The sequence below is a fragment of the Paraburkholderia rhynchosiae genome (genome assembly GCF_002879865.1).
In the GTDB taxonomy this organism is placed as follows: Bacteria; Pseudomonadota; Gammaproteobacteria; order Burkholderiales; family Burkholderiaceae; genus Paraburkholderia; species Paraburkholderia rhynchosiae.
On record NZ_PNXY01000006.1, the window covers coordinates 281580 to 303081 of the forward strand.

At 62.4% G+C, this 21502-nt stretch carries 21 protein-coding genes; 13 read left to right on the plus strand and 8 right to left on the minus strand.

Annotated elements, in window-relative coordinates:
- Nucleotides 1–9: 9 nt before the first annotated feature.
- On the plus strand, nt 10–1356 hold the full coding sequence (gene hslU / locus C0Z16_RS11335; protein ID WP_102632227.1) for an ATP-dependent protease ATPase subunit HslU: 1347 nt from the start codon (nt 10–12) through the stop codon (nt 1354–1356).
- A 90-nt stretch (nt 1357–1446) separates the two neighbouring features.
- On the opposite strand, the gene C0Z16_RS11340 is transcribed toward hslU, so the two are convergent.
- Nucleotides 1447–1989, minus strand: a complete 543-nt coding sequence (locus tag C0Z16_RS11340; protein ID WP_102632228.1) for a response regulator transcription factor — start codon at nt 1987–1989, stop codon at nt 1447–1449.
- Complete coding sequence (locus C0Z16_RS11345; protein WP_102632229.1) at nt 1986–3296, minus strand: ATP-binding protein; 1311 nt, start codon at nt 3294–3296, stop codon at nt 1986–1988. Before C0Z16_RS11345 ends, C0Z16_RS11340 begins: the two co-directional genes overlap by 4 nt.
- A 124-nt stretch (nt 3297–3420) precedes the next feature.
- On the opposite strand from C0Z16_RS11345, the gene C0Z16_RS11350 reads away from it, so the two are divergent.
- Entirely contained in the window at nt 3421–5064 is a 1644-nt protein-coding gene (locus tag C0Z16_RS11350) for a tetratricopeptide repeat protein (RefSeq protein WP_102632308.1), read from the plus strand.
- Nucleotides 5065–5097: 33 nt separating this feature from the next.
- Here C0Z16_RS11350 and C0Z16_RS11355 read toward each other — a convergent pair whose 3' ends face one another.
- Complete coding sequence (locus tag C0Z16_RS11355; RefSeq protein ID WP_102632230.1) at nt 5098–5322, minus strand: cysteine-rich CWC family protein; 225 nt, start codon at nt 5320–5322, stop codon at nt 5098–5100.
- Nucleotides 5323–5584: 262 nt separating this feature from the next.
- Between C0Z16_RS11355 and argB the strand changes: the two genes are divergently transcribed.
- The 7 genes from argB to C0Z16_RS11395 all read left to right on the plus strand — a co-directional run bounded on the left by argB (nt 5585) and on the right by C0Z16_RS11395 (nt 12830).
- Nucleotides 5585–6484 (plus strand): acetylglutamate kinase, encoded by a 900-nt coding sequence (gene argB, locus C0Z16_RS11360; protein ID WP_007179687.1) that lies wholly within the window; start codon nt 5585–5587, stop codon nt 6482–6484.
- 127 nt (nt 6485–6611) lie between these two features.
- Nucleotides 6612–7415 carry a pyrimidine 5'-nucleotidase gene (locus C0Z16_RS11365; RefSeq protein WP_102632231.1) on the plus strand — a complete coding sequence of 268 codons (804 nt, stop codon included), beginning with the start codon at nt 6612–6614 and terminating at the stop codon, nt 7413–7415.
- Nucleotides 7382–8062, plus strand: a complete 681-nt coding sequence (slmA, locus tag C0Z16_RS11370; protein WP_102632232.1) for a nucleoid occlusion factor SlmA — start codon at nt 7382–7384, stop codon at nt 8060–8062. The genes C0Z16_RS11365 and slmA overlap by 34 nt, the downstream gene beginning before the upstream one ends.
- Nucleotides 8063–8381: 319 nt before the next feature.
- The gene (metX, locus tag C0Z16_RS11380; RefSeq protein ID WP_102632233.1) at nt 8382–9527 is read left to right on the plus strand and encodes a homoserine O-succinyltransferase MetX; all 1146 of its coding nucleotides are present in this window, start codon (nt 8382–8384) and stop codon (nt 9525–9527) included.
- Complete coding sequence (metW, locus tag C0Z16_RS11385; protein WP_102632234.1) at nt 9524–10132, plus strand: methionine biosynthesis protein MetW; 609 nt, start codon at nt 9524–9526, stop codon at nt 10130–10132. The genes metX and metW overlap by 4 nt, the downstream gene beginning before the upstream one ends.
- Nucleotides 10133–10146: 14 nt before the next feature.
- The gene (locus C0Z16_RS11390; protein ID WP_102632235.1) at nt 10147–11541 is read left to right on the plus strand and encodes an AmpG family muropeptide MFS transporter; all 1395 of its coding nucleotides are present in this window, start codon (nt 10147–10149) and stop codon (nt 11539–11541) included.
- The gene (locus C0Z16_RS11395; protein ID WP_407070666.1) at nt 11538–12830 is read left to right on the plus strand and encodes a M48 family metallopeptidase; all 1293 of its coding nucleotides are present in this window, start codon (nt 11538–11540) and stop codon (nt 12828–12830) included. The genes C0Z16_RS11390 and C0Z16_RS11395 overlap by 4 nt, the downstream gene beginning before the upstream one ends.
- Nucleotides 12831–12915: 85 nt before the next feature.
- Here the strand turns inward: C0Z16_RS11395 and C0Z16_RS11400 are convergent, their stop codons facing one another.
- The 5 genes from C0Z16_RS11400 to gatC form a co-directional block, all read right to left on the minus strand.
- A complete protein-coding gene (locus C0Z16_RS11400; RefSeq protein ID WP_102632236.1) occupies nt 12916–13695 on the minus strand; it encodes an exodeoxyribonuclease III in 780 nt (259 codons plus the stop codon).
- A 55-nt stretch (nt 13696–13750) separates the two neighbouring features.
- Nucleotides 13751–14587 carry a PPK2 family polyphosphate kinase gene (locus C0Z16_RS11405; RefSeq protein ID WP_102632237.1) on the minus strand — a complete coding sequence of 279 codons (837 nt, stop codon included), beginning with the start codon at nt 14585–14587 and terminating at the stop codon, nt 13751–13753.
- A gap of 169 nt (nt 14588–14756) precedes the next feature.
- On the minus strand, nt 14757–16232 hold the full coding sequence (gatB, locus tag C0Z16_RS11410; RefSeq protein ID WP_102632238.1) for an Asp-tRNA(Asn)/Glu-tRNA(Gln) amidotransferase subunit GatB: 1476 nt from the start codon (nt 16230–16232) through the stop codon (nt 14757–14759).
- 5 nt (nt 16233–16237) lie between these two features.
- Complete coding sequence (gene gatA, locus C0Z16_RS11415; RefSeq protein WP_102632239.1) at nt 16238–17725, minus strand: Asp-tRNA(Asn)/Glu-tRNA(Gln) amidotransferase subunit GatA; 1488 nt, start codon at nt 17723–17725, stop codon at nt 16238–16240.
- Nucleotides 17726–17919: 194 nt separating this feature from the next.
- On the minus strand, nt 17920–18219 hold the full coding sequence (gatC, locus tag C0Z16_RS11420) for an Asp-tRNA(Asn)/Glu-tRNA(Gln) amidotransferase subunit GatC (protein WP_102632240.1): 300 nt from the start codon (nt 18217–18219) through the stop codon (nt 17920–17922).
- Here gatC and C0Z16_RS37725 point away from each other — a divergent pair.
- The 4 genes from C0Z16_RS37725 (at nt 18218) to mreD (ending at nt 21394) form a co-directional block, all read left to right on the plus strand.
- Nucleotides 18218–18364 (plus strand): hypothetical protein, encoded by a 147-nt coding sequence (locus C0Z16_RS37725; RefSeq protein ID WP_158244484.1) that lies wholly within the window; start codon nt 18218–18220, stop codon nt 18362–18364. The genes gatC and C0Z16_RS37725 overlap by 2 nt on opposite strands.
- A gap of 231 nt (nt 18365–18595) precedes the next feature.
- Nucleotides 18596–19639 carry a rod shape-determining protein gene (locus tag C0Z16_RS11425; protein ID WP_004189550.1) on the plus strand — a complete coding sequence of 348 codons (1044 nt, stop codon included), beginning with the start codon at nt 18596–18598 and terminating at the stop codon, nt 19637–19639.
- Nucleotides 19640–19790: 151 nt separating this feature from the next.
- Nucleotides 19791–20885 carry a rod shape-determining protein MreC gene (gene mreC / locus C0Z16_RS11430; protein ID WP_102632241.1) on the plus strand — a complete coding sequence of 365 codons (1095 nt, stop codon included), beginning with the start codon at nt 19791–19793 and terminating at the stop codon, nt 20883–20885.
- Nucleotides 20882–21394 (plus strand): rod shape-determining protein MreD, encoded by a 513-nt coding sequence (gene mreD, locus C0Z16_RS11435; RefSeq protein ID WP_025598047.1) that lies wholly within the window; start codon nt 20882–20884, stop codon nt 21392–21394. Before mreC ends, mreD begins: the two co-directional genes overlap by 4 nt.
- Nucleotides 21395–21502: the final 108 nt, after the last annotated feature.

The window sequence follows — 21502 nt, forward strand, 5'->3', positions numbered from 1 at the left end:
GGACCCACGATGAGCACCATGACCCCTGCCGAGATCGTCTCGGAACTCGACAAACACATCATCGGCCAAGGCCGCGCGAAAAAAGCGGTGGCCGTAGCGCTGCGCAATCGCTGGCGCCGTCAGCAGGTTGAAGACCCGCTGCGCCAGGAAATTACGCCGAAAAACATTCTGATGATCGGACCGACCGGCGTCGGCAAGACCGAGATCGCGCGGCGCCTGGCCAAGCTCGCCGATGCGCCGTTCATCAAGATCGAAGCCACCAAATTCACCGAAGTGGGCTACGTGGGCCGCGACGTCGACAGCATCGTGCGCGATCTGATCGAAATCTCGGTCAAGCAGACGCGCGAATCGGAAATGCGCAAAGTGCGAACCAAGGCCGAAGACCAGGCCGAAGACCGCATTCTCGACATTCTGCTGCCGAGCGCGCGTCCGGTCGGTTTCGGCTCGAGTTCGAGCGCCGTGGATACCGCCGATGAAGGCGGCACCACGCGCCAGACGTTCCGCAAGCGTCTGCGCGAAGGTTTGCTCGATGACAAGGAAATCGAACTCGACGTCGAGCAGCCGCAAGTCGGCATGGACATCATGGGGCCGCCTGGCATGGAAGACATGACCGAGCAGATCCGTTCAATGTTCGCGAACATCGGCGGCGGCAAGAAAACGCGCCGCAAGCTGAAGGTGAAGGAAGCGCTGAAGGTTCTCACCGACGAAGAAGCCGGCAAGATGCTGAACGACGAAGAGGTGAAAGCCAAGGCGGTGCAGAACGTCGAGCAGAACGGCATTGTGTTCCTCGACGAAATAGACAAGATCGCGTCGCGCAATGAAGCCGGCGGCGGTGAAGTGTCCCGTCAAGGCGTGCAACGCGATCTGCTGCCGCTCGTGGAAGGCACCACGATCAACACCAAGTACGGCATGGTGAAGACGGACCACATTCTGTTTATCGCGAGCGGCGCGTTTCATCTCGCCAGGCCGAGCGATCTGATTCCAGAACTGCAAGGCCGCTTCCCGATCCGCGTAGAACTGGATTCGCTGTCGGTGAACGACTTCGAATCGATCCTGGTGTCGACGGACGCGAGTCTCGTCAAGCAATACCAGGCATTGCTGGCCACCGAAGACGTGCAGCTCCAATTCGCCGACGACGGCATTCGGCGTCTGGCCGAAATCGCTTATTCGGTGAACGAAAAAACCGAGAATATCGGCGCACGCCGGCTGTACACGGTCATCGAAAAGCTGCTCGAGGAAGTCTCGTTCGCTGCCGGCAATCACTCCGGTAAAACGGTGCAGATCGACGCGGCATATGTGGATCGCGCGCTGAACGAAGTCGCGGAAGACGAAGATCTGTCGCGTTACGTGCTGTGACGTAAAGCGTAGCAAGACGCAAAAAAACGGGCTGCCTATAACAGAGGCGGCCCGTTTTCTTTTCCGCGATGCGTAGCGATAAAGCGGCGCTTACTGCTTGACCGGACGCTTGGCGAGTTTGCGCTGCAAGGTCCGGCGATGCATGTTCAGCGCCCGGGCGGTGGCCGAGATATTGCCGCCATGTTCCGAAAGCACCCGTTGAATATGCTCCCACTCGAGACGTGCAACCGAAAGCGGCGTGGGATGCTCGATCGCCTCTTCCGCTTGCAACGCACTCGCCTCGCTTTGCAGCGCCGACAAAATCGTTTCGACGTTGGCAGGCTTCGCCAGGTAATTGTCCGCGCCGTCTTTCACCGCTTGCACCGCGGTGGCGATGCTCGCATAGCCGGTCAGCACCAGCATGCGCGCGTCGGGCTGCAAATCGCGCAACGGCGCGACGAGCGTGAGGCCCGAGTCGTTGCCAAGGTGCAGATCCACCGTGATCTGGCTGAACTTCTGCTGATTGGCCAGCTTGATCGCCTCGTCTGCGTTGTGGGCTTCGCTCACCGTATAGCCGCGCCGCGTCAGGCCGCGCGCGAGGATGCCGGAGAACACCTCGTCGTCGTCGATCACCAGAAAATTCATTTCGCTCATGCCTGTTTCTCCGTGTTGGATGGCGCGGCGCCTTGACGGTCCGTGCCGGAAATTTCGCGCGCGGTAAGCGGCAACCGTAAAACGGCGCGCGTGCCACGCGGCTTGATTGCACTGACGTCGGTCAGTTCGATCGACCCTTTCAGACGCGCCGCCGCCGAAAAAGCCAGATACAAGCCGACGCCATGCCCACCCTGCGTGCTCTCCACCGGCATCGCGCCGAGCGAGCCGCGCAACGCGGCCGGAATGCCAGGGCCTGCATCGCATACTTCAAATTCGACCTGATCGCCGCGCGCCGCCAACGTACAAGACAGCGTGACGTGATCGCGGCTCGCGCGCGCGGCGTTGTCGAGCAGAATCGTCAGAATCTGACTCACGGCAACCGTGTCGTCAAGACTGACATCCGCGGGCGGCGCACCGATCCGCTCGAACTTCACATGCGGATGACGCAAGCGCCACTGCTCGGCAAACGATTCGAGCCACTCGTCGACCGGCTGACGATTGGTGGTGGTCGATGCGCGGCTGCGCAATCTGGCAAGCGCCGACGTGCATAAGCCCATCTGTTGTTCGAGCAATTCGAGATCGGCCCTGTACGGCGCGAGCCCTTTGTCGGTGCGCGCCGCGTCGCGCAATTCTTCGGACAGCATCGCAATTGTAGACAGAGGCGTGCCGATTTCGTGAGCGACGGTAGCTGCCTGAACACCGAGCGCGACCGCGCGTTCGTCGTGAAGCAAGCGCTGCTGTGCATCTCCGAGCGCTGCGTCACGTAGCCGCAGGGCTCGCGACATACGCGCGACGAACCACGCGATCAGGCCGACGCTCACCATGAAGTTGACCCACATGCCGGCGCGGTAGTAGTCGAACAGATTCGCGGGATTGTCGAGATTCAGCGGCACCGAATCGAAGCCGAGCACTGCATAGCAGGCGACGGCGAACGCGGCGAGCCACGCCATCAGTTGCCACGGCAACACCGCAGCGGCAATGGCAAGCGATGGCAGATAGAGCGAAACAAATGGATTGGTGGTGCCGCCAGACAGAAACAACAGCGCCGACAATGCGCCGAGGTCGACCCATATCTGGCCGAACAACTCCATGTTCGATTCGGGCCGCTGTTGCGTCACGCGCCACCCCGTGAGCCCGTTGAAGACCACTTCGAGCGCGATGACGAGTAGCATGGCCGGCAACGGCAAATGCACGCCGATGAATATCTGCACAAAAGCGATCGTCAATAACTGCCCGATGATCGCTAGACTGCGCAGCCAGAACAGATGACCGAGATTAACGCGGCCGGTGTTGGTTATACGATGCATGGCTTCAGTTTACCCGTTGGGAATCGTCCCAATTACGTCGTCGCCATACGGCGATACCATGGACGTTTTCCTGACAGCGAAAGCAGGCTGGTCCGTTACGCCCGGCCTGCGGCCTCAATTATCCATGGACACCTCTGACATCTCGTCAGCTTTCCTTAACTTTATGCGGCATGCCGCCACCGCCCGTCGGAACAGTGCAGCGGAATCCGAGGCGCAATCACTCCGTGCCGCCGCGCAACTCCATCCTCTGGACGACGAGTCGCTGGCATCGCTGGTCCACACCCTGGTTCAACAGCAACGCCATGACGACGCGATCGAACTGGCCGCCATTATTGCGCAACTCGACAACGGGAACGTGCATGCGCACTTTCGTCTCGGCTACGCGCTGCAGATGGCGGACCGCCATGCAGAGGCCGTCGGTCCATATCGCCGCGCGCTGGAACTGGACGCGGCATTGCCGTCGCTACGCTGTAATCTCGCTGGCGCTCTTGCGTTCACCGACGGCGACGTGAGCGAACAGATTGCGCTTCTCGAAGACGCCGTCCAGGACCAACCCAGCGATGGCAATGGCTGGATCAATCTCGCAAGCGCTTACCGCAAGAATCTGGATTTGCCCCGCGCGGTCGAAGCCGGTGCGCGAGCTGTCCAGTGCGCGCCGCTAAACCCGCTGGCTCATAACAACTATGCGCTGACGCTACGTGAAGCGCAACGCTGGGCCGAGGCGGCGCAAGCCGCGCAAACAGCTTGCGCGCTGGCGCCCACTGACGCCACCATGCGTTCGAACCTCGCGATGCTGCAACTCATGAGCGGCGATTATGCTAATGGCTGGCTGTCGCACGAAGCGCGCTGGACAGGCTCCTCGGAATTGCGCGGCAACCGGCCGGAGATGCCCGCGCCCACATGGAACGGCGAGCCGCTAACCGGCAAAACGCTGCTTGTGTGGGGCGAGCAAGGCATGGGCGATGTGCTGCAGTTCAGCCGCTATATCCCGATGCTGGCCGAGCGTGTGCATCGCGAAGGCGGCCGCCTCGCTTGGAACTCGTTCCCGCCGATGGGCGCATTGCTCGCACGCAGTCTTGGCGGTTATGTAGACGACTACTCCGCGGGCGGTGGAGTCGAATCGCTTCCGCCGTTCGATTTGGAAGTTCCGTTGTTGAGCCTGCCGCTGATCTTCGGCACACGCGAGGCGACGATTCCCGGGAGCACGCCGTACCTGCACGCGGACGCAGCGGCAGTGAAGCGCTGGCAACAGCGGCTTGCCGGCGAGTCGCGGCTCAAAGTCGGACTGACATGGACCGGCAGCCACGGTCATCAACGCAATCCGTTCCGGCGCGTCGGCTGGGAACGTTATGCGAAGCATTTCGGCGGCATGCGCGACGTGGCGTTCTATTCGCTGCAACCGGGCGCGAGCGCAGATGTGAGCGCGGCCCACGCAGCCGGCCTGCCGATAACCGACTACACGGCGGAATTCGCGACCTTCGACGACACCGCCGCGTTTGTCGGCGCGCTCGACCTGGTAATCACTGTGTGCACGTCGGCGGCACATCTCAGCGGCGCGCTTGGACAGCGCACCTGGGTGTTGCTCGACGTCAATCCGCACTGGGTCTGGCTGATCGACCGCAACGACAGCCCGTGGTATCCGAGCGCGACGCTGTGCCGGCAGGCGCAGTTCGGCGAGTGGGAGCCGGCGCTCGAGGCCGTCGCCCACGATCTCGGCGCACTCGCGGCCCGGCACAGGGCGGCCTCGCCTGGCGGCGACGCTAGCTAAACTTCAGCGGCAACTGAACGGTCCGCACGGCCTTCACGGTGAATTCGCGCCGGGCTCCGGCTGGGCCGCTCGCGCGATTTCCGCAGCAAGGCATTCGGGACAAAGACAACGGCCGGTCGGGTCGAGTCGCTCCGGCGGCAAAGCCGGCATCTCGCGGCACCAGCAGTCGAACGGCTGCGCATGCATCGCGCAATCGAACGCATTGCCGCAGCGCGGGCAGCGCGCGCTGCCTTGTGGGCGGGAGGCGGACGGTTTCATGACGGGCGGACGGTCTCGCGAGGCATCGACGAGGAAATGATGCCACGGCTAGCGCGCCGCCGTTAGTCATCCATTCGGCTAGTTCACAGGCACGCGGCAAGCGCGGTACGCTTCACCGTCTACTGGCGCTGCACGCAGCGATCGCGCGGTGCGGAAAACGGCTGTTGCGCGCCGCCCGCGCATATGTTGAAAACCCTGTTGCAGCGCGCCAGTCCTGTACAATTCGCCCTGTTTTAACTGTTCCGTGCCCGAGCCAGCCGCCATGTCCGAGCTTCCCGACCTTTCGCAGATTGCGCCCACCCTGAAGGCTGAAATCCTGGCCGAGGCGCTGCCCTACATTCGCCAGTATCACGGTAAGACCGTGGTCATCAAATACGGCGGCAACGCCATGACGGAGGAGCGGCTGAAACAGGGCTTCGCGCGCGACGTGATTCTGCTGAAGCTGGTCGGCATCAATCCGGTCATCGTGCACGGCGGCGGTCCGCAAATCGACCAGGCGCTGAAGAAGATCGGCAAGCAGGGCACGTTCATTCAAGGCATGCGCGTCACCGACGAAGAAACGATGGAAGTCGTCGAATGGGTGCTCGGCGGCGAAGTGCAGCAGGACATCGTCACGCTGATCAATCATTTCGGCGGTCACGCAGTCGGGCTGACCGGCAAGGACGGCGGCCTCATCCATGCGCGCAAGATGCTGATGCCGGACCGTGACAATCCCGGCCAATACGTGGACATCGGTCAGGTCGGCGAAGTGGAAGCGATCAATCCGGCCGTTGTGAAGGCGCTGCAAGACGATGCGTTCATTCCGGTGATTTCGCCGATCGGTTTCGGCGAAGACGGCCTGTCATACAACATCAACGCCGATCTCGTCGCGGGCAAGCTGGCGGTCGTGCTGAATGCGGAAAAGCTCGTGATGATGACGAACATTCCCGGCGTGATGGATAAGGAAGGCAATCTGCTGACCGACCTGTCCGCGCGAGAAATCGACGGGCTCTTCGCGGACGGCACGATCTCCGGCGGCATGTTGCCGAAAATCTCGTCGGCGCTGGACGCGGCCAAGAGCGGCGTGCGCTCGGTACACATCATCGACGGCCGTATCGAACATTCGGTGCTGCTCGAAATTCTCACCGAACAGCCGTTCGGCACAATGATCCGCTCGCATTGATCCCTGTCGCAAATCCGGCACATAAGGCGCGCAGCTTTGAGGCGCCTCATGTGCCCGTCACGCCGGATATACTGCATCTGCCGTGCGGCCTCGTTGCGGCGCACGGCGCCTGAACGGCCTTTCCATCATGCGCACCCCCACTTCCCGACGCCGCCGTCCGCAGATTGCTGGTGGTGGTCCGGTCTGGCTGTTCGATCTCGACAATACGCTGCATCACGCGTCGCACGCCATTTTCCCTGCGATCAATCAGGCGATGACGCAGTACATCATCGACGCGCTGCAAGTGGAGCTCGACGAAGCCAACCGTCTGCGCACCGGCTACACACAGCGCTATGGCGCGGCGCTGCTGGGCCTGACGCGCCACCATCCGCTCGACGCAAACGACTTTCTGAAAGTCGTGCACACTTTCCCCGATCTCGGCTCGATGATCCGCCACGAGCGCGGAGTCGCGCGTCTCGTCGCGGCGCTGCCCGGCCGCAAGATAGTGCTGACCAACGCGCCCGAGGCGTATGCGCGCGCGGTGCTGGCGGAACTGCACATCGAGGGTCTGTTCGAGCAGGTGATCGCCATCGAGCATATGCGCGACCGGCGCCGCTGGCGCGCGAAACCCGATCATGCGATGCTGCGCAAGGCCATGCGCGATGCTCACGTCTCACTGAAGGACGTGATCCTCGTCGAAGATACGCGCTCGCATCTGAAGAACTACCGCCGACTCGGCATCCGCACGGTGTGGATCACCGGGCATCTGCCGCGCAAGCCGCACGCGGACGGTGTGCCCACGCGGCTGCCAGGCACGGGGCGACCGCATTATGTCGATCGCAACATTCGTTCGTTAAAATCGCTACGACTGGGCACCCGCTCGGTTCGATTGAAGGGACAGCAGACGGGACGACAGCCATGCAGCCGATCGACAAGCCTGACGAAGCCGTAGCCGAACACGAAGCCGCCGCGCCGGCTGTCCCGCGCGCGCAGCGTCTGAAGCCGGGCGAGCGCCGCGTGCATATTCTGCAGACGCTCGCCGTCATGCTCGAAGCGCCGAAGGGCGAAAAGATCACCACGGCGGCGCTTGCTGCGCGGCTCGGTGTGTCGGAAGCCGCGCTGTACCGTCACTTCGCGAGCAAAGCGCAAATGTTCGAAGGCCTAATCGAGTTCATCGAACAGACCATTTTCGGGCTGATCAACCAGATCGTCGACAAAGAGAACAACGGTGTGCTGCAGGCGCGCGCGATCGCGTTGATGCTGCTGAATTTTTCGGCGAAGAATCCCGGCATGACGCGCGTGCTGACCTGCGAAGCGCTAGTCGGCGAGCATGAGCGGCTGACCGACCGTGTCAACCAGATGCTCGAGCGCGTCGAAGCTTCACTGAAGCAATGTCTGCGGCTAGGGGCGATGAATGATGATGTATCCGCGCAGGATACATCAGTGCCGGTCCCGGTTCCGGCGGACTACGATCCTGCCGTGAGGGCTAGCCTGCTGTTGAGCTATATCATCGGCCGCTGGCATCGCTTCGTTCGCAGCGGCTTTGTCCGCATGCCGGCCGACGAGGCCGACCCACAATTGCGAGTGATCCTTCAGTAGTCCGCTCGAAGAAGGCACGCCAGCCGGGCAGTCTAACGCTGCCGCGCGCATTTTTCCGCTATACTTTGCGCCTGACTGCGGCACTCGAACAAGAACCTCCCAGGTTCCGAACACCGCAATCCAGAACACGTTTGAAAACGTGCTTGAAAACATATTACGCGCCGATTTGCTGACTCGATTGCGGGCGCGCGAACCACTGGAACACTTCCGCGGTTCACTATAAATGCGGCTAAAGAGGTCGTCAGCCGCGCACAAGTCGTTCTCCCCGTGCTTTGCCGACGCCATCTAGCCGCCCTGTCTTTGTCAAATGGCGGAATGAATGGAATCGATCGGTATCGTCGCTCCACAAAAAATGCATTTCACCGAGCCGCTGCGTCTGCAGAACGGCAGCTCGCTGGCCGGCTACGACCTGATGGTCGAGACCTACGGCACGCTCAACGCCGGGCGCAGCAATGCGGTATTGGTGTGTCACGCGTTGAACGCCTCGCATCACGTCGCAGGCGTCTATGCGGACAATCCGAAGGACATCGGCTGGTGGGACAACATGGTCGGTCCCGGCAAGCCGCTCGACACTAACAAATTCTTCGTGATCGGCGTGAACAATCTGGGCTCTTGCTTCGGCTCGACAGGGCCCATGAGCATCGACCCTGCCACCGGCAATCCGTACGGTGCGACGTTCCCCGTGGTGACGGTGGAAGATTGGGTCCACGCGCAGGCGCGCGTCGCCGATGAATTCGGCATCGAACGCTTCGCTGCGGTCATGGGCGGCAGCCTCGGCGGCATGCAGGCGCTCGCGTGGAGCATGATGTATCCGGCGCGCGTCGCGCACTGCATCGTCGTCGCGTCGACGCCTAAGTTGTCCGCGCAAAACATCGCGTTCAACGAGGTGGCGCGCTCGGCGATTCTTTCGGACCCCGACTTCCACGGCGGCAACTACTACGCGCATAACGTGAAGCCGAGGCGTGGCTTGCGCGTCGCGCGGATGATCGGCCACATCACGTACCTGTCGGACGACGACATGGCCGAGAAATTCGGCCGCTCACTGCGCCGCGCGGAAGGTGCGCTCGACGCGTACAACTTCAACTTCGACGTGGAGTTCGAAGTGGAGTCGTATCTGCGCTATCAGGGCGACAAGTTCGCCGACTACTTCGATGCGAACACGTATCTGCTGATCACGCGCGCGCTCGATTACTTCGATCCGGCCAAAGCCTTCGACGGCGATCTGACAGCAGCTGTTGCGCACACCACCGCCAAATATCTGATTGCGAGCTTCACGACCGACTGGCGTTTCGCGCCGGCCCGCTCGCGCGAACTCGTAAAGGCGCTGCTCGATCACAAGCGCACCGTGACGTATGCGGAAATCGACGCGCCGCACGGCCACGACGCCTTCCTGCTCGACGACGCGCGCTATCACAACGTGATGCGCGCCTACTACGACCGTATTGCGAACGAGGTGAACGCATGAACCAGCGAGCACTCGATTATCTGGCGCTGCGCCCCGACTTTCGTGCGATCGCCCGCTGGGTGGAACCGCGCGCCACTGTGCTGGATCTGGGCTGCGGCGACGGCTCGCTGCTGTCGCTGCTCACCGAGGAACTCGACGTGCTCGGCTACGGCATCGAGATCAACGACGCGGGCGTGCTGGCCGCGACGCAAAACGGCGTCAACGTGATCCAGCAGAATCTCGAAGACGGCCTGCGCCTTTTCGAAGACGGCAGCTTCGATTTCGCCGTTCTATCGCAGACACTGCAAACCATTCATCAGACCGCCGCGATTTTGCGCGAAACCGTGCGGGTCGGCCGGGAATGCATCGTGTCGTTCCCGAACTTCGGCTACTGGGCGCACCGGCTTTCGGTGCTGCAAGGGCGCATGCCGGTGTCGAAGTCGCTGCCCTATCAATGGCACAACACCCCGAACGTTCGGGTGCTCACCATCAAGGATTTCGAAGCGCTCGCGCCTGAGGTCGGCATCGAAATTCTCGACCGCGTCGTGCTGCACGACGGTCAGACGGTGCGGTGGGGGGTGAACTGGCGTGGTAGTCTTGCGGTCTATCGCGTCAAGAAAAGCTAACGCAAGTTATCCACATGTCGAACCCGCCGCACGAGGCGCCTGCACTTACCGCTCACGAAGAACATCCCGGCTGGCGCGCGTTTCTGAATACGCGCATGCTGATCTGCGTCTTTCTCGGCTTTACGTCCGGATTGCCGCTGTTCACGCTCGTCTACCTGGTGCAGGCGTGGTTACGCTCCGAAGGCGTCAATCTGAAGGAGATCGGCCTCTTTGCGCTGATCCAGTTTCCGTACACCTGGAAGTTCATCTGGGCGCCGCTGATGGACCGCTACGTCCCGCGCTTTCCGGGCTGGCGTCCAGGCAGGCGGCGCGGCTGGATGCTCGTCACGCAGATTCTGGTTGCGGGCGCCATTGCCACGCTAGGTTTCGTGTCGCCGCGCGATGCAATCTGGTCGGTCGCGGCGTTGACGGCTCTGGTCGCGTTTTTCGGCGCAAGCCAGGACATTTCGATCGATGCATACCGGCGCGAATTGCTAAGCGATACGCAGCAAGGGCTCGGCAATGCGGTGCATGTGAATGCCTATAAGATCGCTGCGCTGGTGCCTGGTTCGCTCGCGCTGATTCTGTCGGATCATTTACCGTGGACCACTGTTTTTATGGTGACCGCTGCGTTCATGCTGCCGGGCATGGTGATGACGCTGGTAGTGCGTGAACCCGAGGTGCACGGCACGCCGCCGAAAAATTTGCGCGAAGCGATCGTGCAACCATTCCGCGAATTCCTCGAACGCGACGGTTGGCGCGGCGCGTTGTTCGTGCTCGGCTTCATCTTTCTGTACAAGCTCGGCGACACGATGGCGACAACGTTGTCCACGTCGTTCTTCCTCGACATCGGTTTTTCGCGCACGCAGATCGGCGTGATCGCGAAGACCACGGCGTTCGGCGCAAGTCTCGCGGGCGGGATTGTCGGCGGCATCTGGCTGATGAAAATTGGCATCGGACGAGGCTTGTGGATTTTCGGCATCCTGCAGATGGTGTCGACGCTCGGCTTCGCCTGGCTCGCGCATCTCGGACCGGCGTCGCCCGGTCTGACGGCGCTTTACGACATCGCCGTGTGGCTGAGCGAAGGCACGACGAAGCTGCTCGCGCTAGTCGGCATCGATTGGGCGGTGCAGCTCGAGCCGCGCTCGGTCGCGCTCGCGCTCGTCTACGGTTTCGAAACCTTCTCCACCGGTCTGACGATGGCGGCTTTCACCGCGTATATCGCCAGCACTACCGATCCGCGTTACACGGCCACGCAGTTCGCGCTCTTCACGAGCCTCGCTTCGGTGCCGCGCACGCTCGCGTCTGCGGCGAGCGGCTATGTGGTCGCGAAAATCGGCTGGTTCGACTACTTCATTGTGTGCACCGCGTTGGCCTTGCCCGGCATGTTGCTGCTAGTGCGCATCGCGCCGTGGAGAACCCGGTCGTGAAGGCGTTTATTCCGACGCGCCCGCTGGCGCCCGGCGCCTCGCCCGCCCGGTTACGCACGCTCGGACGAAGCGCGCTGCGTGCTGCGTTAGTCATCGGCTGCGTGAGCTTCGTGAGTGCCGCCATGCCGTCCAGGACATATGCGGCCGCGGCGCCGGCTGTCGGTAACAGTGCGCCGGGAAGCGCTACTGCGAACGCAACGGCGGCCGCATCGCCGCAATCGCCTGCGCCGGTCGCAAAGTCCGCTGCAGCCCTGGCGAATTCAGACAGCGCGACTTCGGCTGCACCGGCCGCGAACAGCGCGACGAGCCCCGGCAGCGCGCCGGCCGCAGGCACGCCGCCCGCTCCATCGACGCCACCGCCGGTCACGGCGAAAACACCGGCGGCAACGTCGGCGCCCGCTGGCGCGGCAAAAGCGCCCGGCGCCACGTCAGCGTCAGCAACGCCGGCCACCATGCCCGCACCCGCGTCATACAGTCCTAACAACCAGTTGCGCTACGGCGGTTATCTGGTGTTCCGCAATCTGATTCCATCGCCGATGCTAGAGGCGCAAGCCGCCGAAGAGTTCAGCCAGATCGCGTACGGCGCGGAGCACGCAAACCGTCTGTATGGCGACACCGACGCGCACGTCACGCGGGTGCGCTCGATCGTCGACAAGATGATGCCGTACTCGCTCAAATGGAACGAGCGGGCCAAGAGCTGGAAGTGGGATGTGGCCGTGGTGCGTTCGCCCGACATTCGCATGTATTGCCTGCCGGGCGGCAAGATCGTGGTGTACGGCGGGCTGCTCGACCGCGCGCATCTGAACGACAACGAACTGGGCATGCTGATAGGCCACGAGATCGCGCATGCGCTGCGTGAGCATGCGCGCGAGCGGCTTGGCCAGTTGCAGGCAAGTCAGCTCGATTCGTCCGGCACGATCCCGCAGCTATTCGGTCTTGCGGATCTTGGCGCGGCGCCGCTCGGCATCGGCTCGCGGCTGCTCGAAATGAAGTACGAAAACACTGACGAGACGGAAGCCGATGTGATCGGCAGCGATATTGCGTCTCGCGCCGGCTTCGATCCGCGAGCGGCGATCACGCTGTGGGACAAGCTCGCACAGGCCACGCACAGCAACCGCGATCAGGGCTTCATCTACGTGCACCCGTACACGCCGGCGCGCCGCCAGGACATCATCAAGCGCTTGCCCGATATGCTGCCGCTCTACGCGAAGGCCATCGGCAAAAGCGTCGACGCGCTGCCGGACTATGCCGGCATCGGCCGCCCACGCCGCAAGCTGGTGCGCGATTAAGGCGGCTTGGGCGACCTGAGCGCATGGCGTTAGAAGCCGCTCAAGATCCGCTACCGGCTTCCAAGCCGCTTAAAGAAAGGCGAAGTCACTTCTTTACGTCGTGGTCGTAGTCGATCGTCAGCGGTGCATGGTCGCTAAACTTGATGTCGCGAAACACGTCAGTGCGTTTCGCCTTGCTCGCGATGCCCGGCGTCGCGATCTGATAATCGATCCGCCACCCCACGTTCTTCGCATACGCTTGGCCGCGATTGCTCCACCACGTGTATTGCTCGGGCCGCTGATCGAGCGTACGGAACACGTCGACGTAACCGACTTCGTCGAAAAGCTTCGTCAGCCACGCGCGCTCTTCCGGCAGGCAACCCGAATTCTTCTGGTTGCTCTTCCAGTTCTTGATGTCGATTTCCTTGTGGACGATATTCACATCGCCGCACAGGATCACTTCACGCTCGCGCGCGAGTTCCGCGAGATGCGGCATGAACTCGTCCATGAAACGGTACTTGGCCTGCTGACGCTCTTCACCGCTCGACCCCGACGGCACATACACCGACACGATCGAGAGCTTGCCGAAGCGCAGTTCGACATAGCGCCCTTCGGGATCGAACTCCTCGCTGCCAAAGCCGATCACCACTTCGTCCGGCTCGTGACGCGTATAGACGCCCGCGCCGCTATAGCCCTTCTTCACAGCGTGCTGGAAATAGCCGGTGAAATCGTGCGGCGCCATAAATTCCGGCGTCATATCGTCTTGCGAACATTTGATTTCCTGCACGCACAGCACGTCGGCATTCTGCTCGCCGAACCAGTCGAAAAAACCCTTCTTGGCTGCTGAGCGGATGCCGTTCAGGTTGGCGGTAATCACACGCAACATGTCGTTCCTTTGTCTTCGATCGTTATGGGATTCGTTCCTGAGTTCAGGGCAAAGGTCATTCGACCTCGACGCCCTTCAGCGATTCTTTCGCGGGCGGATATTCGAGCTTCAACGCTCCGAAGGTTCGCAGCAGCAACTCTGCGACCATCACGTTGCGATGCGTTTTCGAATCCGCGGGAATCACGTACCACGGCGCGTATTCGGTGGAAGTCGCGGCCAAGGCGTCGCGATAGGCGGCCTGATACTTGTCCCACTGCTTGCGCGCGTCGAGATCGGACACGTCGAATTTCCAGTGCTTGGTCGGATCGTCGATCCGCGCTTGCAGGCGCGCGCGCTGTTCGTCTTTCGAAATATGCAGCATGCACTTGATGATCGTCGTGCCGCTGTCGGCAAGCAACTCCTCGAACTGGCGAATGTGGCGGCAGCGCACGTCGAAGGCCGGCGCATCGAGCGCGCCGAGCACGGTCGGCACCAGCAAATCTTCGTAGTGGCTGCGGTTGAAGATCGTCAGCTCGCCGGCCGCGGGCGCTTGCGAATGCACGCGCCACAGGAAATCGTGCGCGAGTTCGCCTTGCGTCGGCGCCTTGAATGGCACGATGCGTAAGCCGAGCGGATCCACTTCGTGAAACACCGCGCGGATCGTGCCGTCTTTGCCGCTCGTATCCATGCCTTGCAGCACCAGCAACACGCGGCGCTTCTGCTGCGCATGCAGGCACTCCTGCAAGTTGTCGAGCTTCGCGCCGATCTCCGAGAGACGCGCGCGGTCGGAGTCTTTCGCACCCGTGGAAAATGGCTTCGCGGCCGGATCGAAATCGTCGAGCGAAAATTTGCTTTTCTTCCTGCCGTCGAAATATGGCACGCGGAAATCGTCGAGTTCGGGTTGCTTCGCCATCCACACACTCCGTGATCTGCGTTCAGCGGTTCGCAAAAGCGGGGCCGCAAAATAAAACGGGCCGTTGCCCCACTTTCGTTTCCGGCAACAGCCCGCTGTCGCCAAAGCGCGAACACTTCAGCCGTAATTCTTCAACCGCACTTCAATCTGGCTTTAACCCGGCTCCGGCTCAGGACAGCTTTTTCTTTAGCAGTTCGTTCACCTGCGCCGGATTTGCCTTGCCCTTGGTCGCTTTCATTGCCTGGCCGATCAGCGCGTTGAACGCCTTTTCCTTGCCCGCGCGGAATTCCTCTACCGACTTCTGATTCGCGGCGAGCACTTCGTCGATGATCGCTTCCAGCGCGCCCGTATCCGAAATCTGCTTCAAACCCTTCGCTTCGATGATGCGGTCCGCGGCGGCTTCGTCGGTGGCCTTCTCTTCCCAGATCGCGAGGAAAATTTCCTTCGCAATCTTGTTCGAGATCGTGCCGTCGGCAATACGCTGCAGCAGCAACGCCAGTTGCGCGGACGACACCGGGCAGTCGACCATATCGAGACCTTCGCGATTCAGTTGCGACGACACCTCGCCCATCAGCCAGTTCGCCGCGACCTTCGCGTTCGCCGCACCGAGCTTGACGACCACCGCTTCGTAGTACGCGGCCATCGCCTTGCTCGACGTCAGCACGTTGGCGTCGTACGGCGTCAAACCGTATTGCGACACGAAGCGCTGCTGAATCGCTTCCGGCAGTTCCGGCAGTTCGCTCTTCACGCGCGCGACCCACGCCGCGTCGATCATGAGCGGCATCAGATCGGGATCGGGGAAATAGCGGTAATCGTGCGCGTCTTCCTTGCTGCGCATGGAGCGCGTTTCACGCCGGTCCGGATCGTACAGACGCGTTTCCTGCACCACCGTGCCGCCGTCTTCAATCAGTTCGATCTGACGGCGCACCTCGTACTGGATCGCTTCCTCAAGGAAGCGGAACGAGTTCAGGTTCTTGATCTCGGCGCGCGTGCCGAATTCCGCCTGACCGACCGGACGCACCGACACGTTGGCGTCGCACCGGAACGAACCTTCCTGCATGTTGCCGTCGCAAATACCGAGCCACGTTACAAGCGTGTGCAGCGTTTTCGCGTACGCGACCGCCTCGGCCGCGCTGCGCATTTCCGGCTCGGTGACGATTTCGAGCAGCGGCGTGCCCGCGCGGTTCAGGTCGATGCCCGTCATGCCCGCGAAGTCTTCGTGCAGTGACTTGCCCGCGTCTTCTTCAAGGTGAGCGCGCGTGAGGTTGACGACTTTCTCGTACGCTGGATTGCCCGCCTTTTCATTGGCCGGCACCTGAATCGTCACCTGGCCGCCCTGCACGACGGGAATTTCGTACTGGCTGATCTGATAGCCCTTCGGCAGATCGGGGTAGAAATAGTTTTTACGCGCGAAGATGCTGCGCGGCGCGACGGTTGCGCCGATTGCGAGACCGAACTGGATCGCGCGCTCGACAGCGCCGCGGTTCATTACCGGCAAGGTGCCGGGCAAGGCCAGATCGACGGGGCACGCCTGAGTGTTCGGCGCGGCGCCGAATTGCGTCGGGGCGCCCGAGAAAATCTTCGATTGCGTGGACAGTTGCGCGTGGGTCTCCAGACCGATCACGACTTCCCATTGCTTGGTCATGGTGCTCACACTCCTGCGGGTGCTTTGCGGTGCCAGTCGGTCGCACGCTGGAACGCGTCGGCCACCTGCAGCATCCGGGCTTCATTGAAATAATTGCCGATGATCTGCAATCCCACCGGACGCCGCGCGTTCGCGCCGGCGCCGAAGCCGCACGGCACGCTCATGCCAGGCAGACCCGCAAGGCTCACGGACAACGTGTACACGTCGGCGAGATACATCTGTACCGGATCGTCGCCTTTCGCGCCCAGGTCCCACGCCACCGAAGGCGCGACCGGTCCCATGATCACGTCGCACTGCTTGAACGCTTCCTGGAAGTCCTGCGCGATGATGCGGCGGATCTTTTGCGCCTGCAGGTAGTACGCGTCGTAGTAGCCGTGCGACAGCACGTAAGCACCGACCATGATGCGGCGCTTCACTTCGGGACCGAAACCTTCGGCACGCGACTTCTTGTACATGTCGAGCAGATCGCCATATTCCGCGGCGCGATGACCAAAGCGCACGCCGTCGAAACGCGACAGATTCGACGACGCCTCCGCCGGTGCGATCACGTAGTAGACCGGGATCGACAGTTCGGTTTTCGGCAGCGTCACTTCGACCAGCGTCGCGCCGAGCGCTTCGTATTGCTTCAACGCGGCGTCGATCGAGGCACGCACGTCGTCGGCGAGACCCGCGCCGAAATACTCTTTCGGCAAGCCGATGCGCAGGCCGGCGAGCGGCTTGCCGGCGCCGTCCTCTTTCCAGGGCTGGCCGAGGTAGCGCGTGTAGTCTTCATCGTCGCGCACGAGGCTCGTCGAATCGCGCTCGTCAAAGCCGGCCATGGCGTTGAGCAGCGTGGCGCAGTCGGCGGCGCTTTGCGCCATCGGGCCGCCCTGATCCAGCGACGACGCGAACGCGATCATGCCGTAGCGCGACACGCGACCGTACGTCGGCTTGATGCCGGTGATGCCCGAGAACGACGCCGGCTGACGGATCGATCCGCCCGTATCGGTTCCGGTCGCAGCAGGCGCGAGGCGCGCGGCGACAGCCGCTGCGGAGCCGCCCGACGAACCGCCCGGCACTGCCTGACGATCCCACGGATTCTGCACCGGACCAAAGTACGAATTTTCGTTGGATGAGCCCATGGCGAACTCGTCCATGTTGGTTTTGCCGACGCACACCATGCCGGCCTTCTGCAGACGCTCGACCACGGTTGCGTCGAATGGGCTCTCGTAGTTCGACAGCATTTTCGAGCCGGCAGTGGAGCGCCAGCCCTTGGTCACGAACACGTCCTTGTGCGCGATCGGCACGCCGGTCAGCGGACCGCCGTGGCCCGCATGAAGCAGCGCGTCCGCGGCTTTCGCCTGCGCGAGCGTCAGGTCCGGATCGACCTGGATGAACGCGTTCAGGCTGTTGGCCGCGTCGATGCGCTTGAGATAGAGTTGCGCCAGCTCGACGGCTGAGCATTCCTTAGCCGTCAGTGCGGCGCGCAGTTCGGTCAAACTTTTTTCATGCATTGCGTTTTATCCTGGAGAGCGCGGCAGCGCGGATCGCGCTGCCGTGGAGGCGTCCGGTTGCCCGCCGGCAAGCCGAACCGAGGAATCCGGCTAAAAAAGAATCACGCGAAAGAACCACGCGATAGGCTCGTGCAACGGCAAGCCGCTCTACGGCTTGCTGCTCGCAGGCCGCGCCGGGAGCCGCTGCGCGAGCGTTACTCGATCACCTTGGGCACGAGGTAGAGGCCGTCCTGCACGGCCGGCGCAGGACGCTGGAAAGCTTCGCGTTCGATCGTTTCGGTTACCGCGTCGTCGCGCAAACGCAGCGCCACGTCTTCGATCTGCTCGATCGGATGGGCAAGCGGCGCGATACCCGCGGTGTCGACCGCCTGCATCTGCTCGACGAGGCCGAAAAAGTCGTTGAGCTGGACAAGCGTGTGTTCGGCGTCGGCGTCGGCCAGTTCGAGCCGCGCGAGATGCGCGATACGCTTTACATCGGTCAGGGTCAAAGCCATGCAGTCACCGGAAAAAGTGGCGGACCGCCGCAGCGGGAAAAGCGCGCTGCGACAGCGGGTTACGACGCTGAAGGAAGACCTGGAAAAAGGGGCCAGCGGCGGCAAAAAGTGCCGTCCGTTTCCTTCAAAACATCCAAAATTATAAGGTATCATTACGCGTTCGACCCAAACCCGGACCGACTTACCAAGGCCTTTCTGGACAATTCGTAAAGATAGTTCGGATATTTCTGGCGTGGCTTTGCACCGGCCTCCGGTAGACTCCCCCGCAGCTTCAAGCTCCTGTGGCGCCGCATCGCCCGGTTGAAGCTGTTATTTTTTTCCGCTGCCGCCCTGCGCAACGTTGCGAGGCCCGGCCCCAAGCGAGACAGGATTTTGAATGTTCGGTTTTTTGCGCAGCTACTTCTCCAACGATCTGGCGATTGATCTAGGCACCGCCAACACGCTCATCTACATGCGTGGCAAGGGCATCGTTCTTGATGAACCGTCGGTGGTTTCGATCCGCCAGGAAGGCGGTCCCAACGGCAAGAAAACCATTCAGGCAGTCGGCAAGGAAGCCAAGCAGATGCTTGGCAAGGTGCCGGGCAATATCGAAGCGATCCGCCCCATGAAAGACGGCGTGATTGCCGACTTCACGGTAACGGAGCAGATGATCAAGCAGTTCATCAAAACTGCTCACGAATCGCGCATGTTCTCGCCGTCGCCGCGCATCATCATCTGCGTGCCATGCGGTTCGACCCAGGTCGAGCGCCGCGCCATCAAGGAAGCCGCGCACGGTGCGGGCGCTTCGCAGGTGTATCTCATTGAAGAACCCATGGCCGCCGCAATCGGCGCGGGCCTGCCTGTGTCGGAAGCTACCGGCTCCATGGTCGTGGACATCGGCGGCGGCACGACCGAAGTCGGCGTGATCTCGCTCGGCGGCATCGTGTACAAGGGCTCGGTGCGCGTAGGCGGCGACAAGTTCGACGAAGCCATCGTCAACTACATCCGCCGCAACTACGGCATGTTGATCGGCGAGCAAACCGCCGAAGCCATCAAGAAAGAAATCGGCTCGGCCTTCCCGGGTTCAGAAGTCAAGGAAATGGAAGTGAAGGGCCGCAATCTGTCGGAAGGCATTCCGCGCAGCTTCACCATCTCCAGCAACGAAATTCTCGAAGCGCTCACAGACCCGCTGAACCAGATCGTGTCGTCGGTGAAGATCGCGCTCGAACAAACGCCGCCGGAACTCGGCGCGGACATCGCCGAGCGCGGCATGATGCTGACGGGCGGTGGCGCGCTGCTGCGCGATCTGGACCGTCTGCTGGCCGAAGAAACCGGCCTGCCGGTGCTCGTCGCCGAAGACCCGCTGACTTGCGTCGTCCGCGGCTCGGGCATGGCGCTCGAACGCATGGACAAGCTCGGCAGCATCTTCTCGTACGAGTAAGCGAGCGAGTTCATGTCAGTAGCACGGATCTGGCAAACGGCCCCTTGCGGGCCGGTTTGCCGTTGGCTGGTACAACCAGCCTCCGTGCGCTGAACCCGCGTTTCCAGCGCGCCGCCGCCTCACCCAACCGCTTACGCCCCCGGCGCCGACCATGGAATACAGTCCGCCGCCCCTGTTCAAGCAAGGCCCATCCGCCCTCGCACGATTGGTGTTCTTCGTCGTGCTCGCGCTCGCCTTGCTGATCTCCGACGCACGCTTCAAAACGCTCGAAATCGTTCGCGGCGTGCTCGGCGCGGGTCTTTATCCGTTGCAACGCGCGGCGCTCGTGCCGCGCGACGTCTTCATGGGCGCAGCCGATCTGGCTGTGACCAGCGCAACGCTGCGCGGCGACAACGACAAACTGCGCACGAAGAACCTTCAGCTTTCGCAGCAAGCCAACACGGCCGCCGAACTCTCCGCTGAAAACGTCCATTTGCGCGCGTTGCTGCAACTGTCGCAGCGCTCCACCACGCAATCGCTGCCTGCGGAAATCCAGTACGACACGCGCGATCCGTTCACGCAGAAGGTGGTGATTAGCCGCGGTGCGCAGCAAGGCATCCAGAATGGCTCCCCAGTCGTCAATGAAGACGGCGTGATCGGCCAGGTTACACGCGTGTTCCCGCTGCAAGCCGAAGTAACGCTGCTCACCGACAAGGACCAGGCGGTGCCTGTTCAGATCGTGCGCACGGGCCTGCGCAGCGTGATCTACGGCACGCCGAAGGGCGATACGCTCGATCTGCGCTTCGTGCCGATCAGCGCCGACGTCCAGACGGGCGACGAACTCGTCACGAGCGGGCTCGACGGTGTGTATCCGCCGGGGCTGCCGGTAGCGAAGGTGGTGCGGGTCGACAAACAGGCCGACACGGCATTTGCGCGCGTCATCTGCTTGCCGATAGCACCGGTGCGCGGCGCGCGCCAGTTGCTGGTGCTGCACTACGTGAACGACGTGCCGCCGCGTCCCGCCGAAGAGCCCGACGCCGCAAAGGAAGCCAAAGCCAAGAAAAGCGCGAAGTCAGCCGAGAGCAAGGCCGCAGCCGACAAATCCGCAAAGTCGACGGAAAAGCCCGCCGCTGACAAGAACGCCGCGCCTAAGCCCGCCGAAAATGCGCCTGGCAAACCGGCCGCCGCCGATCAGAAATCCGCTGCGCCGAGGAAGCCCGCCGACGAAAAGGCGAAGCCGCCAGCCAAGCCGGGGGCAAAACCGTGAACCGCCCGCAATACATTCTGCAGCCGGTCAATCCGTACTTCATCGCGTTCAGCCTCGCCGCGGCGTTCCTGCTGAACCTGATGCCGTGGGGGCGCCTCATCGGCGTGCCTGACTTCGTCGCGCTCGTGCTGCTGTTCTGGAATGTGCATCAGCCGCGCAAAGTCGGCATGGGCATCGCGTTTTTCCTCGGCCTGCTGATGGACGTGCACAACGCCAGCCTCCTCGGCGAGCACGCGCTGGCGTATACGCTGCTGTCGTATGGCGCGATTACCATCCACCGCCGCGTGCTGTGGATGTCGCTCGGCGTGCAAACTTTCGCGGTCATGCCGCTGCTGGTCATCGCGCAACTGGTGCCGTTCGTGATCCGTCTGCTGACGGGCGCGGCGTTTCCCGGTTGGGGTTATCTGATCGACGGGTTTGTGGAAGCCGCGCTGTGGCCGGTCGCCAGCGTCTTACTGTTGATGCCGCAACGCCGCCCTGCCGACCCCGACGATACGCGGCCGATTTAAACGCGCATCGAGCCCGCCGGCCATTCCGACGGAGTGCAAGTTTGCGGCCCGCTCGACGCGCGTCGCCGTTCATGCCTTCCGGTCCAGGCCGGATCAGGCGCACACTCA